General features: G+C 44.0%; 11 protein-coding genes and 1 pseudogene. 6 read left to right on the top strand and 6 right to left on the bottom strand.

Annotated elements, in window-relative coordinates:
• Positions 1-98: 98 nt before the first annotated feature.
• Positions 99-2,975: a PAS domain S-box protein gene (locus tag AACT52_RS09115; protein ID WP_073630327.1), complete on the bottom strand. Its 2,877-nt coding sequence runs from the start codon at positions 2,973-2,975 to the stop codon at positions 99-101.
• 125 nt (positions 2,976-3,100) lie between these two features.
• Here AACT52_RS09115 and AACT52_RS09110 point away from each other — a divergent pair.
• The 6 genes and pseudogenes from AACT52_RS09110 to AACT52_RS09085 form a co-directional block, all read left to right on the top strand.
• A pseudogene (locus tag AACT52_RS09110) lies at positions 3,101-3,187 on the top strand (DUF2887 domain-containing protein); the annotation flags it as partial.
• Positions 3,188-3,617: 430 nt separating this feature from the next.
• A complete protein-coding gene (locus tag AACT52_RS09105) occupies positions 3,618-5,312 on the top strand; it encodes an ABC-F family ATP-binding cassette domain-containing protein (protein ID WP_073630323.1) in 1,695 nt (564 codons plus the stop codon).
• A gap of 206 nt (positions 5,313-5,518) precedes the next feature.
• Entirely contained in the window at positions 5,519-7,117 is a 1,599-nt protein-coding gene (gpmI, locus tag AACT52_RS09100; RefSeq protein WP_073630321.1) for a 2,3-bisphosphoglycerate-independent phosphoglycerate mutase, read from the top strand.
• Positions 7,118-7,821: 704 nt separating this feature from the next.
• The gene (gene secG / locus AACT52_RS09095) at positions 7,822-8,055 is read left to right on the top strand and encodes a preprotein translocase subunit SecG (protein ID WP_073630319.1); all 234 of its coding nucleotides are present in this window, start codon (positions 7,822-7,824) and stop codon (positions 8,053-8,055) included.
• Positions 8,056-8,094: 39 nt separating this feature from the next.
• The gene (locus AACT52_RS09090; RefSeq protein ID WP_073630317.1) at positions 8,095-8,946 is read left to right on the top strand and encodes a peptidase; all 852 of its coding nucleotides are present in this window, start codon (positions 8,095-8,097) and stop codon (positions 8,944-8,946) included.
• 451 nt (positions 8,947-9,397) lie between these two features.
• The gene (locus tag AACT52_RS09085; protein ID WP_073630315.1) at positions 9,398-11,056 is read left to right on the top strand and encodes a fasciclin domain-containing protein; all 1,659 of its coding nucleotides are present in this window, start codon (positions 9,398-9,400) and stop codon (positions 11,054-11,056) included.
• 174 nt (positions 11,057-11,230) lie between these two features.
• On the opposite strand, the gene AACT52_RS09080 is transcribed toward AACT52_RS09085, so the two are convergent.
• The 5 genes from AACT52_RS09080 to AACT52_RS09060 form a co-directional block, all read right to left on the bottom strand.
• Positions 11,231-12,382 (bottom strand): glycosyltransferase family 4 protein, encoded by a 1,152-nt coding sequence (locus AACT52_RS09080; protein WP_073630313.1) that lies wholly within the window; start codon positions 12,380-12,382, stop codon positions 11,231-11,233.
• 378 nt (positions 12,383-12,760) lie between these two features.
• Positions 12,761-14,410: an MFS transporter gene (locus AACT52_RS09075; RefSeq protein WP_073630311.1), complete on the bottom strand. Its 1,650-nt coding sequence runs from the start codon at positions 14,408-14,410 to the stop codon at positions 12,761-12,763.
• A complete protein-coding gene (recO, locus tag AACT52_RS09070) occupies positions 14,394-15,305 on the bottom strand; it encodes a DNA repair protein RecO (RefSeq protein WP_073630309.1) in 912 nt (303 codons plus the stop codon). Before recO ends, AACT52_RS09075 begins: the two co-directional genes overlap by 17 nt.
• Positions 15,306-15,350: 45 nt before the next feature.
• Positions 15,351-16,031: a deoxyribose-phosphate aldolase gene (gene deoC, locus AACT52_RS09065; RefSeq protein WP_073630307.1), complete on the bottom strand. Its 681-nt coding sequence runs from the start codon at positions 16,029-16,031 to the stop codon at positions 15,351-15,353.
• 179 nt (positions 16,032-16,210) lie between these two features.
• Positions 16,211-17,377, bottom strand: coding sequence for a DNA cytosine methyltransferase (locus tag AACT52_RS09060; protein WP_073630305.1), 1,167 nt, complete (start codon positions 17,375-17,377; stop codon positions 16,211-16,213).
• Between the last annotated feature and the right edge of the window lie 200 nt (positions 17,378-17,577).

The following is a 17,577-nucleotide window of genomic DNA, read 5'->3' as shown; positions in this document are numbered from 1 at the left end:
GTTAGAATTGCAACCCAAATGTTTTATCATAATGACTCTAAAACACTAAATTTAGATAAAATTTTACTTTTCTTCGTATAACTTTAATAAATCTTTGATTAAGTATTACAAACAGGAAATTGAACTTTGAACCATGTGATCTCACCCTGCTCTAGCTCAAGAGAGCCGGTGAGTTGTTCAACAAGCATGATAACAAGTCTCACCCCCATTGAGGCATTACGCTGGAGGTCAAAATCGGGAGGTAGGCTAGAGCCATCATTGCCCACTGCTATTTCAATCCAGCCATCAGCCAAAGAGGTGATTCGGATGTAGACTTGACCAGAACTACCTTCTGGAAAGCTATGTTTGAGAGCGTTGGTAATTAACTCATTGAGCAGCAACCCGCAGGGAATAGCTTGATCAAGACTGAGGAACACCGGAGTGCCAACAAAATTGAGCATCACCTGACTGGCAGGAGATCTGTAGGTTTCTAGCAAATAACTCGCCAGTTGTTGAAGATACTCAGCAAAATCAATTTCAGAAAAGTTGTGAGTTTGGTAGAGGCTTTCATGTACCAATGCCATTGAACTAACCCGATTGCAGCTATGCTCCAAAGCTGCTTTCGCTTTTGGATCGCTTACCCAATCTGTCTGTAGCTCGAGCAAACTGCAAATAACATACAAGTTGTTTTTGACTCGGTGGTGAATTTCTGCTAACAAAACTTCTTTTTCTTGTAGTGAGGCTCGCAGTTGGTGTTCTGCCCGTTTGCGTTCTGTGATGTCTTCAGCAAACCCTAGCACATACTGTGGATTTCCTTGCGAGTCGTAAATGCCGACTTTTTTGTTGCGGACAGTTTTTGTTTCCCCCTGCTTTGTGCAAATCATCCCTTCAAGGGTTTCCACTGCCTCTGAGGTGGCTAAAACTTCCTGGTCTTTAGCAGTGCAAAAATCTGCATGCTGTGTTGTGAATACCTCATAAGCAGTCTTACCTAAAACATCCTCTGCTGTATAGCCCATCAACTTAATACACGCCGCGTTCCAAAGCACAAACCGGAGATTGTGGACTTCTTTAGTGAAGACAGCAACAGGCAAATGATCTAAAACTGATTGCAGGAAATTACGAGTCTCCACAAGTTGCATTTCTGCCCGTTTGCGCTCTGTGATGTCAGTGCTCACAGCATACCATCCCCTAACCTGGAATTGAGCATCAAAATCTGGGACAATTATTGCAGAAATATAGCGTCTGCCACCCAATCGATAGGGCGCTTCAGTTTCATAGTACACCGTCTCCCCGGCAAGCACCTGCTCGTTATATTGCTGAATCGCACTATAGGTAGCTTCACCAACAAACTCCCTCAAGGTTCTACCGTAGATTTCCTCCCGACTGCGCCCAAACCACTCCTCATACGTCTTGTTAACAAACCGATAGCGTTGTTCTCGGTCAACGTAGGAAATGCATACTGGTAGAGAATCGGTGATGAGGCGCAACTGTTCCTCGCTCTGGCGCAGGGCTATCTCTGCTTGTTTGCGTTGGGTGATATCCACATAAACAGATACAATCCCGTAATTCTCCAAGGGAATAGGGGCTGACGTCAAGCTGATCCAAGTAATTTCACCATTGGGCTTAAACACGCCCATTTCCACATCTCGAACAACCCGCTGCTCGGTTAGCGCTATCACACCGCCATATTCAGAAGTGGGCTTCGGGCTACCGTCCGGGCGGATAATCTGCCACTCAGGACTGTCATACCGCCGCCCACAATGTTCAGCAGCAGAAATGCCTAAAATTTCCTCAGAAGCTGGGTTGACTTCAACCACCTTGCCTTCGGGGTCGGTAATAACAATGCCAATAGGTAAGATATCAAACAGGGTTTTGTACTTCTGCTGGCTGGTGCGTAACTCATTTTGTAGGCGTTGGCGATCGATAATTTCCTTGGTCAACTCGGCAGTTCGTTGTACCACCCGTTGCTCAAGTTCTTGACTCAACGCACGATACTTTGCCTGACTCTGGCGCAATTCCTCCTCAGTTTGCTTAATGCGCGTAATATCTGTTGCCGTACCAAGTATCTGCCGGGAAGAGCCATCGGCATTTCTGGTTAACACCACTTCTCGGCTGTAGAGCCAGATCCACTCTCCAGTCGCATGACGCATTCGATACTCAATTTCTATAACTTCCCCATCTCTGACTGTGGCATATTGCTTCAAACTCTCAGCCACTTTCACCCAATCGTCAGGATGGATCAGGATTTGCAGCACTCCTGTTCCCATTGCCTGAACGGTTTCGGCAGACAAACCCAATACTTCCATCATCTGCCGATTTGCATAGACATTGCGTTGTTCACATAGGTCGTAGACATACAATATTGCTGGCATCGACTGAGCAATCTGCTCAATAAATCGCTGGTTCTTCAGCAGTTCCGCCTCTATCTGATTGCGTTCAGCTTCGATGCGCTTGCGTTCAGTAATATCTCGCAAAATTGACAGGTGACGATGGGGAACAAAGTTTGCTACGGCTGTGTTTTCCGTTTCCCGCACTGTGCCATCTGGACGTAGGACGCGAGATTCGCCCCTAACCCTTCCCTGTTCTAAAAACCGTTGCCACCCTTGAAAAAAATCAACACCAGGTTCTAGAAAGTCACCCACGCTTTTGGTCAAAATCTCTTCTCTGGACAAACCCAGCAGTTCACAGGCACTAGGATTGACATCTATATAAGAGCCTGCATCATCAGCAATCAGCATTGCATCCAAAGCTTCATCAAATAACGCCTGTAGTTCGTATTCGCCAGTCGAAAATCTTTCTTTGGACGGTTGCTGTGTGGTAACGTCAGATCTCAGTCTTTCCAGGCTGGTTTGCAAGGCTACAAAAGATTGCGAAATTTGCTCAGATTGCGCTTGGCTTTTTGGCAGTTCGCTGATTTGCTGCTCTAGGGTGTTGAGGCGATCGCGAAACGACTCTATCTGCTTCAATTGCCTGACACTCATACTATTATTAATCATGAGAAAAAGTAGTAATATGCACTCTACCCCAAGCGAATAAACCCTTTGGGAGTCAGGGCAATGTCATACACCATGTTCATTTTGGTAAATAAATTTTAAATGGAAACAGCAATTTTCTAAAATTCGTGAAAACCGATAGCCTTTTTTATTGCTTGTTTCAAGAATTTCCCACTATTTTCTTTGAGCTTATACCAATTCGACCTGAAGATGCTCTTAAAAAATGAGGTCTCGCCTCCCTAACTCGTTCCCAGGCTCAGCCTGGGAACAAGAAGTTGGATGCACTAATCCTTAAAAGGTTAACCATAGAGCAAATCGCACAGGAGTTAGGTTTGAGTGTAGAGGAAGTCAGGCAAGCAGCACAAGAAGAGCCTGCTTCGTAATATCATGTCCGATTAATAACCTTATTTAGTTTGTAGTGAGGACAAGAGTCCTCTTCCTTTGAAAACAAGGACTTTTGTCCTTACTACATATAAGTTTTATTATCGGTTATTTGCCGGGCTTGATATAATTTCTGGCTTCCCCTCAAAACTTTCTGTCTCCAAGCAGTTTACACCCAAGAAATTTTAGTTAAATTTTGTTAAGATTGGACTCGATACAAGCACTTCTGCCATCTCTATTCATTGCCTACCTTGGAGACACCCCATGCTGCGACTTGAACACATCAGTAAAATCTACCCCACAGGCGAAGTCCTTAAGGATATCAACTGGGAAGTCAAAGCTTCTGATCGCATTGGTTTAGTTGGTGTCAATGGTGCCGGAAAATCCACCCAACTCAAAATTATCACTGGGGAAGTTGAACCAACCTCTGGCGAAATTATTCGTCCTGCCAGCTTACATATAGCTTACCTCAATCAAGAATTTGAAGTAGACCCGACTCACACTGTTGCAGAAGAATTGTGGACAGTCTTTAAAGAAGCCAACTCTGTACAGCAGTCTTTGGCGAAGGTGCAGCGAGACATGGAAAGCGCCTCTCCAGAGGAACTCGAAAAACTCATCAATAAGTTGGATCGCCTCCAGAGACAGTTTGAAGCTTTGGATGGCTATGTGTTGGATACACGGATTGGGAAAATTTTACCAGAAATGGGGTTTGGGCTAGAAGATGGCGATCGCCTTGTCAGTGCTTTTAGTGGCGGTTGGCAAATGCGAATGGGTTTAGCCAAAATTCTGTTGCAAGAACCTGATTTATTGCTGTTAGACGAGCCAACGAACCATTTAGACTTAGAAACGATTGAGTGGTTGGAAAATTACCTCAAAGGCTTGAACACGCCTATGGTGATAGTTTCCCATGACCGTGAGTTTCTTGACCGCCTCTGCACCCAAATTGTGGAAACCGAACGTGGCGTTTCCACCACCTACCTTGGTAACTACTCGGCATATTTGCAACAAAAAGCTGAAAACCAAACAGCACAATTTGCCGCCTACGAACGCCAGCAAAAAGAATTAGACAAACAACAAGCATTTGTTGATAGGTTCCGCGCCAGTGCGACGCGCAGCACTCAGGCAAAAAGCCGGGAAAAACAACTGGACAAAATCGAGCGTATCGAAGCACCTACATCTAGTGTAAAAACGTTGCGATTCCGTTTTCCGCCTTCACCCCGTAGCGGACGCGAGGTTGTACAAATCAAAGATTTAACTCATGTATATGATGAGAAAATCTTGTTTTTGGGTGCGAATCTTTTGATTGAGAGAGGCGATCGCATTGCTTTTATCGCTCCCAATGGTGCCGGCAAATCCACTTTGTTACGCCTGATTATGGGTATTGAGCAACCCACAGAAGGAGCCGTAAAATTGGGTGAACACGGCGTGTTACCTGGATATTTTGAGCAAAACCAAGCAGAAGCTTTAGATTTGAAAAAGACTGTCATGGAAACTATCCATGACGAAGTTCCCGATTGGAAAAATGAAGAAGTTCGCACCCTTTTGGGAAGGTTTTTATTTAGTGGCGATACTGTCTTGAAACCAGTTGCGGCATTAAGTGGGGGTGAAAAAGCACGTCTTGCCTTGGCAAAAATGCTTTTGCAACCAGCAAATTTGTTAATCCTGGATGAGCCTACGAACCACTTAGATATTCCAGCAAAAGAAATGTTAGAAGAAGCCATCCAAAACTATGATGGCACCGTACTTGTTGTTTCCCACGACCGTTATTTTATCTCCAAGGTAGCAAACAAAATCGTCGAAATCCGCGAAGGAGATTTTCGTGTCTATTTAGGAGATTACCACTATTACTTGGAGAAAATAGAAGAGGAAAAAGAACAGGCTTCTTTAGCGGCAATTGCTGCGGAAAAAGCGGCAAAGAAAGCAGCCAAAGCAGCTAAAGCTGGCACAAAAAAGAAATGATAGGCATTTAGTAGCGAGTCATCTGAGAACTCATAAGCAGCAATTCGCTACTATCACAAGAAGTAACCAAAGATAACGAAAGTTTAAGAAATGTTTAAGAAGCCGCAAATCTGCAAAAAAAATGGGTATTAGGCAGAAATTCACTTGCGGTTGTAATTAGCAATGGTATCATTCGGGTATTACAAAAAGTAAAGGGCAGTTTTACTATGACCAAAGCACCTGTTGCTCCCGTGGTGCTAGTCATTTTAGACGGATGGGGCTACTGCGAGGAAACTCATGGAAACGCTATTGCCGTTGCTAAAACTCCGGTGATGGATAGCTTGTGGGCGGCTTATCCCCACACCCTCATCCGAACATCAGGGAAAGCGGTGGGCTTACCAGAGGGTCAAATGGGCAACTCGGAAGTTGGTCATTTGAACATAGGCGCTGGTAGAGTTGTGCCCCAAGAATTGGTCCGTATCTCAGATGCGGTAGAAGACGGTTCTATCCTCAAAAACCCAGCACTTGTCAAAATCTGCCAGGAAGTGAATAGTCGAAATGGCAAGCTGCATCTGGTGGGGCTGACTTCTGAGGGTGGAGTGCATTCGCACATCAGTCATCTATTCGGATTACTTGACTTAGCCAAGATTCAAGGGGTATCACAAGTTTGCATACACGCCATCACCGACGGGCGTGACACGACCCCAACCGAAGGTGTGAAAGCACTCTCGCTTCTTCAAGACTACATCGACCGTATAGGAGTTGGGCGCATAGTCACCCTCAGCGGTCGCTACTACGCGATGGATCGCGATCACCGCTGGGATCGCATCAAACGCGCCTACGACGTGATGACTATTGATGGACCATTAGATGGTCGTTCGGGTGTGGAAGTTCTACAAGCATCGTATGCAGAGGGTGTGAAAGACGAGTTCATTGTCCCAATTAGAATTGCACCCGGAGCAGTAGAACCAGGGGATGGAGTCATATTTTTTAACTTCCGTCCCGACAGATCGAGACAACTCACCCAAGCTTTTGTCAGCCCAGGATTTAACGGTTTTGAAAGGCAGCAAATCACGCCGCTGTCCTTTGTAACCTTTACCCAGTATGAGCCAGAATTACCAGTTGGGGTAGCTTTTGAGCCTCAGAATTTGAGTCATATTCTAGGGGAAGTCATATCTGGGCATGGTTTAAAGCAGTTTCGCACAGCAGAAACAGAAAAATACGCTCACGTCACCTACTTCTTCAATGGCGGTTTAGAAGAACCCTTTGAAGGAGAAGATCGGGAACTGGTAAACTCTCCGATGGTCGCAACCTATGATAGCGCTCCAGCGATGTCAGCCTCTGCGGTGACAGACGTGGCGATCGCGGCTATTGAAAAGCGCATCTACTCGCTGGTTGTGATCAACTATGCCAACCCGGACATGGTGGGACACACGGGTAATATAGAAGCGACTGTGACAGCAATTGAGACAGTTGACCAGTGTTTGGGTCGCCTACTTGCCAGCATCACTAAAGTCGGAGGTACAACAATTATTACAGCCGACCATGGCAACGCCGAACATTTGCTAGATACTGACGGGAATCCCTGGACAGCGCATACGACCAACCCAGTCCCTCTCATCTTAGTAGAAGGCGAAAAAGCGAAAATCCCAGGACATGGTACAGATGTCGCCTTGCGAAGCGATGGCAAGCTAGCCGACATTGCACCCACGATTCTGGATATTTTACAGCTACCTCAGCCCTCGGAAATGACAGGGCAGTCCCTGTTGCAACCCGCCGAGTATCAAGTGCGACGCTCTCGCACTCCTGTAAAACTGGGGCTTTAACACAGTTCAAGAATGAGGATTATGTGTCAACGACCCAGGTCTAAAGACACTGGGCTTCTAGCCTAAGTCTTAGTCTTCAGTTGACCCGATTAAGTACTTTGCGTACTACGTTAATGGTAAGAGTTCAAGTCCTACCTACGGATGCTTTCGCCAGTCTGTAGCTCTAGAAATTGAGGATTAAACAGGTTTATTGGGTTAAGCCAGTGTCTTCAATATAGTACCGACCGTTAACATTATCTAGGCTAACTTAACCCCGAAAGGGAGGCTCATTCGAGCAAAACCATTATGCGTACAGGTGAGTCCAGTCTTGAAGGAGGGTTTCCCTCCGCAGGGAACTGGCTCTCCCGTTGGGGTAAAAGATATCAGTTCATAATTGCCTGAACGAAAGTAGATTGCAATACTACATAGTATCGAGTAACCCCAAGGCGGTAATGGAATAAGGCGACTAAAGGAGCCAGTGCGGTGGGCGGGCAATGCCCGACTTGTAGCATCTGGCGTTCGCTTGAGTCGTATTTCCTCTCAGGTCTGTTCAAAGCAGCGTGCCGCAGGCATAGACACGCTCGTTTCCATACTTCCCACGAGGTTTTATGAATGATGAATTATGAAACAGACTTAACACAACTCATAATTCATCATTCATGATTTATAATGAATGATTTAAGGTTACTTTCTGTTGAAACTTCTCATCAATTACATTAGCTATTATGACCGTTAATAATGTCGTAGAAGCCATTTGGGCACTTTCCGCTGTTGGTTTGATTGTCTTAGTTATGCTACACAGCCCCAAAGGTGATGGCATAGGAGCCATTGGCGGACAGGCTCAGTTGTTTAGCAGCACCAAGAGTGCAGAAAACACATTAAACCGAGTCACTTGGGCGCTTACAGTCATTTTTCTTGGTTTAACCGTGGTTTTGAGTGCTGGTTGGCTCCCTAAATGAGATGGGGAGACGGGGAGATGGGGAGATTAGGGAGATAAAATAACCAACAACTCTACATCTAGCACCCAACATTGCATTTTGAAGAATACCATCACAAAAATAGTATTTTGGCAGCGCTTGATCACCTCTTTAGCATTGGCTATGAGTACAGCGCTGCTTATTATTTTGACTAACTTCCAATCCAGCGCCATCCTTGTTACCTCTCCCTCATCTCCCTCATCTTCCTCATCTCCCTCCACTCTCCCCACCTCTCCACCTTCCCCTAAACCTCATCCTTTACCACCAACACTGGCGCAGTGGCAAGATAGTACCAACAGTGGTGACTACTTTTCTCAAGTTACTCAAATCCAAGTTGGTTATCTAGTTTGGTCGCAGTTTCCGGTTCGGGTTTATGTAGAACCGCCGCAAGCAGTCAATACTAAGCAGGCAGAAGAATGGGTGAATACTGTTTTACAAGCTGTACAGGAGTGGAATGTTTACTTACCTTTGGCGGTGATTAAACAGCCAACAGATGCAGATATTACTATTGTGCGGAAAGCTCCACCACTGCAAACTTCTCCTAATAATAAAATTCCTCGTGCGCGTTCTGCTCAAACCACCTACGAGTTCTACGTCAGCAAAAATAATCTTTTATCCCACCGCTTCACTATCCTGTTGAGTCCCAGCCAAACAGGTCAGTATCTTTTAGCAGCGACCCGCCACGAATTTGGTCATGCAGTGGGAATTTGGGGACATAGTCCGCTACCAAGTGACGCCTTATACTTTTCCCAAGTCCGCAACCCGCCGCCAATTTCTCCTAGAGATGTGAATACCCTCAAGCGGGTTTATGAACAGCCAACGAGTTTGGGATGGTCTGTGCAGGAAAAATCCGTCTCAATACCTTTGAAATAACTGATTGAAGCATTTGAGTTTCAATCAAAAATTGTTGTGAAAGTAAGTTAAAGCCAGGATTTAAGGTTGTTCTCTGCTGAAAGTAATACAAGAGTCATTATTTTATTTAGTGACAACTAAACTAAATCCTTGCCTAAGATAGATGTTTAGTCTCTTCTTAAAGAGCTATATCAAGCTATATAAATACTTCATTGGTTGCAGTAAGTGTCTTTTTCTAAAATGAAAAGTTCATTACTGTATTGTTTTCTACGTTTTTAGCTAATTGATACCTAGGTGTATCAAAACATTTTGAATTTTCCATGAGTTGTTATTTCTATTGAGGTCTAAGTTGCAACGATAGCTTGTTCTGTCGTTGATTCAAGTGCAATCTATCAACTGAGTCTCATGACTTCTCAGGATTTTTCGGTAGGCGAGATGGGTGTCATCTTTTATGTGAGGAGTGAAAAAACTTATGTATAGCTTAAGGCGTTTGTCAATAGTAAGCACCGGATTCATAGCGCTAGGAATAATAACTGCTACAGTTAGTCCCACATTAATTTCTGCTCAAACTATAGCTCAAGAAACCGCTCCAACGACAACTCCAACGACAACTCCAACGACAACTCCAGCGAGTAACTTTCCGGATGTTGGAGCAGATTACTGGGCACAACCATTTATTCAAGCCCTAGCCGCAAGAAACGTAATTACTGGCTTTCCTGATGGCACTTATAGACCGGATCAACCCGTGACTCGTGCTGAATTTGCAGCAATGATTCAAAAAGCTTTCAACCAAAACCGAGTTCGGCAGTTAAGTCCTGGTGGATTTAAGGATGTTCCTTCTGGCTTCTGGGCAGCTTCTGCAATTCAGGCAGCCTATGAGACTGGATTTCTGTCAGGCTATCCAGGGAATTTGTTTCTGCCAAATCAGCAAATTCCCAAGGTGCAGGCGATCGTTGCTTTAACAAGTGGTCTGGGTTTGACTGCTAGCGGTGATGCAACAAATATTCTTACTACCTACTATACAGATGCCAATGCTATCCCAAGCTACGCCCTAAATAATGTAGCAACTGCAACACAAGCTAATCTTGTGGTTAACTATCCAAATGTAAGGACGCTCAATCCCCTTACGCCTCTAACTCGTGCAGAAGCTGCAGCACATTTATATCAAGCTTTAGTCAGACAGGGACAGTTACAACCTATTCCTAAGAATATCGCAGCGGCTAGTTATGTTGTAGGTGGAACCACTAGTGCTACTCAAACCAACCAAGATATTGTATCCCTTGCTGCCTCTAGTAATTCCTTTACAATCCTAACTTCTTTACTAAAGACAGCAGGTTTAGCAGACATTCTACAACAACCAGGTCCGTATACTGTTTTCGCTCCGACCGATGAGGCATTTGCTGCTTTGCCGCAACAAACTCTACAACGGTTACAGCAGCCAGAAAACAGAGAAACATTGATTAAAATTTTGAGATACCATGTGGTGCCTGGTGGTCTCAGTGCTAATGACCTTACGACTGGCAATCTAAAAACTGCTGAGGGCTTACCCTTAAACGTTAACGTCAATGCTGGTAGTAATCAAATTGCAGTGAACAACGCGAGTGTGATTCAGCCAAATATCCAAGCAAGCAATGGTGTTATTCATGCGATAAATCAAGTCCTTATACCATCTGATGTGAGTCTCAATCAGCAGCCGCAGAATGGTGGAGACGGCATTACACCAGGTAGAGCCACTCGTGGTGTCTCCAGCTATATTGGGGTTGGTGGCAATATTGGGTTAGGCGGTGATTCAGCTCTTAGTGAAGGGAACTTTGCAGTTTTCAGTAAAATTGGGTTGACACGAAACTTCTCGGTGCGACCTTCAGCAGTGATTGGGGATGATCCCATTGTTCTAGTTCCCATCACCTTCGACCTTTCCCAACGAGGAACAGGACAAGGGTTTAACATAGCTCCTTACATAGGTGCTGGTGTAGCTATTGAAACGAGCGATGATGCTGATGTTGCTTTCCTTCTCTCTGGTGGTGTAGATGTGCCTTTGGGTAATAGATTTACATTAACAGGTTCTGTAAATGCAGCTTTCCTAGATGAGACTGATGTAGGGCTTATGCTAGGAATTGGTTTCAATTTCTAACCAAGTAGACATTCCTGTTATTGTTACAGATGTCTGTGGTGCACGCATGAGAGTGCATTTGAACGCTTGTTTGACAGCCTCAAATTTACTTGAAATGATTTGTAGTCTGCTACAAGTAGTAAGGCGATAGGTTACAGGTTATGGGTTTTTCCCCTATCCTGTCGCCTATGCTTTCTATGCTCCCCAACTCAGCGGTACGCGTCGTCGCTGTTCCAAAACTTTGGTATAAAGTTCTTCAAGTCGAGTAATGTTGCCGCTGAGGGTATACTGTTCTAAAACCCGTTTTCTTGCTTTCTGCCCTAGCAAAGTTGTCAACTCGGGATGGTCTTGGAAGAGTGGCAAAAGGGTTCTTAATTGAGAGCGTGTCGTTTTTGTGTTAAGAACAACACCCGCTCCCTTCTCCAGAACTTCTCCATCTGCACCCACATCGGTAGCCAAACATGCCAACCCACAAGCCATTGCTTCTAATAGAGACAGAGACAAACCCTCTACTAGAGATGGTAAAATAAAGACATCTGCTCCCTGTAAAATTTCGATGCGTCGTTGTTCATCAGCAACAAATCCCAACCAGCTAATGTTGTACTCCGAACCATAGAATGGTTCTAAAGAAGCCTTCAAAGGACCATCGCCCACAATAAGTAATTTGCTGTTTGGTCCCATTTCTGCCTGTTTCCAAGCACGCAGCAGGGCTTCAACATTTTTTTCTGGGGCTATCCGACCTTGGTAGACAAACAAGCGTTCGGCTCGAAATTCCTCTTTAATCCTAGAAGGACCAGGAGAATACTTATCAACATCCACACCGTTGGGAATAACCGCAATATTTTGTTCCGGCACACTCATGCGAGCCAACAATTCTCGTTGAATTTGGGAAAATACAATCACGCGATCGTAGTTACCCAAAAAGGGTGCGTAGAGTTGATAAGCCAAAAGTTGTGTTCCTGATACCAGTTTTGCTCCCTTTCCGGCAAACGGTGTGTGGAAAGTGGCAATGAGTGGCAAATTCAGTTGCTCACAAATTTCCGGCAGAACAAAGTCAAGAGGAGACAGGGTGAGAGAAGCATGGACTATATCAGGTTTGAGGCGTCGCAGCGACTGAGTTAAAACCTTGGTCGCTTTGAAAGCCGGAATTGTGTAAACCTGGGACTTGTAAATGAAGGGTAGGGTGACTTCTGGGCAATTGGGCCAGTTATCCAAGTCTGATTCTTCTTGAGCGAAGTGGAGAAAGCTAACTTGGTGTCCCCGATCTAACAACGCATTTGTAATCTCTCTACTGTAGGTGACATTGCCACAAAAAGGTGATTTTTTTCCAATCCAGGCTATACGCATTCTTTGTTAGCTATCAGGAAAGCGAAATTATTATATTAACTTTTTGTCCTTGTTTAATCAGTCCTTTGTCTCGCTCTACTTGCTGGCTCCTCAAGTATCACAAAACACAATTCATTGTTACATCTGTTGGAAGGAAAATTTTTTACATTTCCCCAAACAGCGCACTTTTGGCTTGACTTAACTTTATTTTTCAGTTGTTAATTTATATAATTTCATAACAACTTATCTAGACGCTATACATAACGTCTAGCTAAAGTTCACATTGCTCGCCAGCAAGTCGGTGAGAATTTCTTACTGAGCTAAGTTTACCACGAAAACAAAAGCTTTCGGTCAATAAGCGGTTGCAGAAAGCTGAAATTAACTCCTTTTATCTAATAGCTACTTAGAAGAGGTATACCAGGTTAATATACCACCTGAAAAGACGATCGCAGCTAATCCCAAAAACACTGTCTGTAATCCGACAAAGGTTTCTGCTACGCCTGCTAATGCCAAAGGTAAGGAAAGAGCAATATTAATCACGTTGTTTTGCAGACCAAAGACTTTGCCACGCATTTCTGCTGGGGTTTCTGTTTGGATAGCAGTCTGCATGGGGATACCCACTAATGCACCAAAGACACCTAACAGTGTTATCAACAGCAGGACGATCCATAACTGTTTGGTAAATATCGACAGACCAATCAGAGATGCTGCCATACCCACAGATCCGAAAAGACTTAACTGGGTGTAAGAGAAGCGTTGACAAAATATACCTAAAATCGTTGCTCCAACAGCAATACCAACGCCTCCAGCTGCCAGTAAAAAGCCGAATTGGGAAGCTTTCAAACCCGGAATTAATTCTGCCATACGAACAGCTAAAACGGTTAAGGCCGCAAATATGGAGAACAAAATGATAAGTTGCATCAGGGCACTGCGGAGGTGACGATTTTCTCCGAGATAGCGGAAACCATCTCGCAAGTCAGCAAAAATGTGAGGGTATTCTGCTTGTGTTTGGTGGGGTTTTTCTTTTGTCACAAGCAGCAACAAAATCAGTCCGGCGATCGCATAACTACCACCTACCACCAATTCTTTGCCCAATCCGCTGCTACCACCTAATTGCGACCATACTTGATCCGCGACACCTAACAATGGTTCCCCAACAGCAAACCCGACTATCACCGACGCCATCATTGTTGTGGTATATAGTGAGTTAGCAGAAAGTAAATGCTCCTCTTTAACCACTAAAGGAATTGCCGCCTGTTCTGCTGGTGCAAAAAACTGCGTCAACGTGGAAACTAAGAAAGTCATCGCTAAAAGGATAGTAAAACCCACTGGCAACACTCCCACCAATGGTTGCCAATCGTGAGTCAACCATAGTAATGGTGGAATTGCCAAAACCAGTATGCCGCGCCAAATATTCGTTGCTACCAGCACCGTCTTTTTCGACCAGCGATCTACAAACACACCAGCGACGGAACCGAAGAGAACTGCGGGAATGGTAAATGCCATCATCAGCGTCGAAACCCAACCACTAATAGTTTGGTCACTGCTTTGAAACTGAGTATTAATGATGGCAATCATCAAAACCAGGTACACTTTATCTGCCAATTGACAGAAGACTTGACCACCCCAAAGTGCTAAGAAGTTGGAGTTTTTTAAGATCGGCAAAAACCCTTGTTCATCACCTGACGCGGCGTCTCTATTTGAATCAGAAGCCTCTGTATCTGGTGTTTTCACTACAGTGGCTGTAGCGGATTGCATACTATGCTCAGAGGTACTACTTTTGCCATTTGCCTGACTATGGGTTAATTGATTTTCCGATTTTTGTTCGCTTGGGTTAGTCACATCAGTTTTTGGTATTTCCGATGTGGAATTTTTTTGGTTTCCAGAAACGTCTTTTGCCGACATTTCATGAAAGTGAATATGACTAGATAAAGACTTTGGAACACTTGGGTGCTTGGTTCCTTTAGGCACCGATGCCCTATTCTGTTTTCTAGCGTAGCTTTGTGACAACGGCAGGATTTTTGTATCCAAATCAGACGGTTGCATCATGGTTGGCAGCAAAATAAGAATCTATTAAAGCAGCGGAGCGAATAGGGCGACCAAAGTGATACTGAGCATACGAACGTAAAATTTGCTCAACGGATAACCAGGCATCATTTCTGGCTGCATCTTGTATTATCTCTGGTTGCGACAGATGCTGGAGTATAGCAAGTTCTGTGGCATTCAAGCGACTAGATATGACTGGTATTTCTTGCCGATGAATGACTGTTTGGTAGCTGGAAGCCTTCTCTTTCACAGTAGCAGGAGAGTGGGGAGGATGAGGAAGATTTTGCTTCCTCATATCCCTCATCCCCTCTTTCAGGCGTTCCCAAGCGCTTAAGCAAACTGTTCCACCCGTTGGTATGCTAAATCCTACTTGCCAGTTAGGGTCTGTTAAATCTGGTATCACAGAGCGCCCAGTCAGGCAACAAACTTGTACTTCGGGAGTTAGTCCTGCCAAAGCTAAAAGGTGAAATACCCCATGAGATAGATGTGCAAGAACATCAAATGCTTTTGTGTTGGGCAATGCCTCTAAGCGACTGAGATGTTCGTTTAGTAACTCATAGAGTTCTTCTTGGGGTTGTTCGCTTAACGCCTGATACAGTACTATTTCCGCTAAATACTGGCTGGCAGCAAGTTTACCTAAGTCTTTCGCAAGACCTGGATAAGATTTTACAGTTTGTGCTTGAGTAATTTTATCGAGCGATCGCCCTTTAGCAATCAGTAACTCATTGACTACAAACATCCCACTCCTCCCACCCAGGGAGGAATTGTGCTTGCGTGAACCAGGGGCAACTGCTCGCATCAAACCAAACTCTCGTGTCAAAATTGTCACTAGTCTATCTGATTCTCCCAGAGCCTGTGCCTTAAGATTAATTCCAGTTACTTTATACGTTTTAGTCATTAGTTATTAGTCATTAGTCATTAGCAAAGGACAAAGGACAAATGACTACTCACTTTTTTCCAGCCTACCGCGCTGGCGGAGCAAATCGATACCGCGAGATGTACCCAATCTAGTGGCACCTTCTACGATTAAGTCTAGAGCTTGCTCGATGCTGCGAATACCCCCTGAGGCTTTAATTCCAACCCTCTCCCGTGCAACTTCCTTCAAAAGTCGTACATCCTCGACTGTTGCACCGCCATTCCAACCTGTACTCGTTTTGAGAAATGCCGCACCCGCTTCCATACATATTTCTGCGGCTATTCTTTTTTCTTCATCCGTCAGCAGGCTAGTTTCCAAAATAACCTTCACAGTTTGCCCAGTTTCTTCACAAATTTCCGCTATTTCCCGATGTACGTCGTCAGTTTTGCCTGCTTTCAACCAGCCCAAGTTGATCACCATATCTAACTCAGTAGCACCATTTTCCACCGCTTCTTGAGCTTCATACAGCTTCGTTGCCGAAGTCGTCGCACCACTAGGAAAGCCAATGACTGTACAAACCTTGGGCTTTTTGCCGTGGAGGAGTTCTGCTGCTTGCCTTACGTATGCCGGGTATACACAAACTGCAGCAAAATGAAATCTATCTGCTTCTTCACACCATTGTTCAACCTGCTCTGGAGTAGCCGTTGGTATCAGCAGGGAGTGATCGATAAATAGTGCAATATCAATGTCTGGATAGTCTGCTGCCATCGCCTTTTCTACCAGTGATAAATTATTAACCTTTATAAAAAAATTTAAAACTATTTGGATAAATTAAACCATAATTTTTACGTTCTTTACCTGAACTTTACGCCCTTACTTAGTGTTACTGGTAACTGCTATAATCCTTACTGAATTCCTGCAAGTCTTCTAATTTACATTAAGTTTAGTTAAGTTGAGCAGCCCAAATAGTTTTTATTATAAGTTGCTAAAAACTCAAGAATAGTTTGAGCTAGTGCCTTTGATGCTAAATAAGGTACCCCATTACCAATTGTTTTAAACATATTAGTTAGAGACATATTATCTGGAAGCACAAAGTTAGCAGGCAAAGATTGTATTGCTAAAGCTTCAGCTGCTGAAATGCGCCGAACTTTGTAGGGATGTAAATGGACTTCATTATTTCCATAGCAAGCTGTGGGAGAGTAACGCCATCTGTGAAGACGTTTGTAAGACTTTTTTGAATCATCTCCCTCATCTATGGTAACGAATTTTTTAATACCCGCCCTTGGCTGAAAATAATGTTGAGCATTGGGATGATTTAACACACCATTTTTTCTAAACCAGTGTTCAACTGTGAGTTCTTGAGGAATACCATCAGGGCAAGACAGAATAGAATCTTCTTTAAATGGTTGTGATTGACTCCAGTTGTAATAAAAAACTTTATCTAGAGGATATAAAATATATTTTTTCCAAGGAAAAGTACCTTCAGGCAAAACATTTTCCTTGTCAATTTGTATTCCCATGTCCTTTATTAACTGACTTCGGAAACCAAGAAGAATAATTCTGTCTCTATGCTGAGGCACACCATATTCAATAGCATTAATTAAGCGCTCTGTTAAGACATAACCAGCTTGGTTTAAGTTTTGCTTAAGGGCTTCAAAAAACAAACGATGTTTTTTTGTCTTCCACAAACCTTTGACGTTCTCGAATAAAAAGAAATCGGGTTGCTGTTGGCAAATTAATTCAACGTAGGAAGCAGAAAGTTTTCCATTATCTCCTAAGTGTCCTCGATTTTTTCCACCTACGGAGAAGTCAGGACATGGAGGACCACCAATAAATCCGACAATATCACTAGACTGGCGGCAATCTTTTACTAATTCTTGCAAATGAAGTGCTTGTAATCCTTCAGTAAGTTTGGTTACGTCTCCTTCTTCCCCATGATGAGAACCGTATTCTGGTGATGGCAAATTGAGAGTAGCCCGTGAATAGCGGTGTGCTTCCATAAATGGGGAAAATATTTCATTGACATAGACAATATTGAAACCAGTGGTTTCAAAACCGAAATCAAGAAAACCTGAACCTGCAAAAAAGGAGAAGATAGTAGGGCAATTTCTCATTTGCTGATTTTGAAAGCTTATTTATAAAGCTGGCGATTAGAAATCGCGCCTACACAAACAAAACCCGCCTGCGCGGGTTTCAGGAAATTTAGTCCGCGTAGGCGGACTTCGTCTGTGTAGACGCGACTTCTAGTCGCCAAGGCTAGTGGTCTATCGGATTAATTTTGTGGGGAAAATGATTTCGTAGTCAGGACTTTAGT

It is taken from the genome of Scytonema sp. HK-05 (assembly GCF_963872035.1).
In the GTDB taxonomy this organism is placed as follows: Bacteria; Cyanobacteriota; Cyanobacteriia; order Cyanobacteriales; family Nostocaceae; genus Kalymmatonema.
Note: the sequence above shows the minus strand (reverse complement) of the source record. Positions and strands in the feature narration are given on the sequence as shown.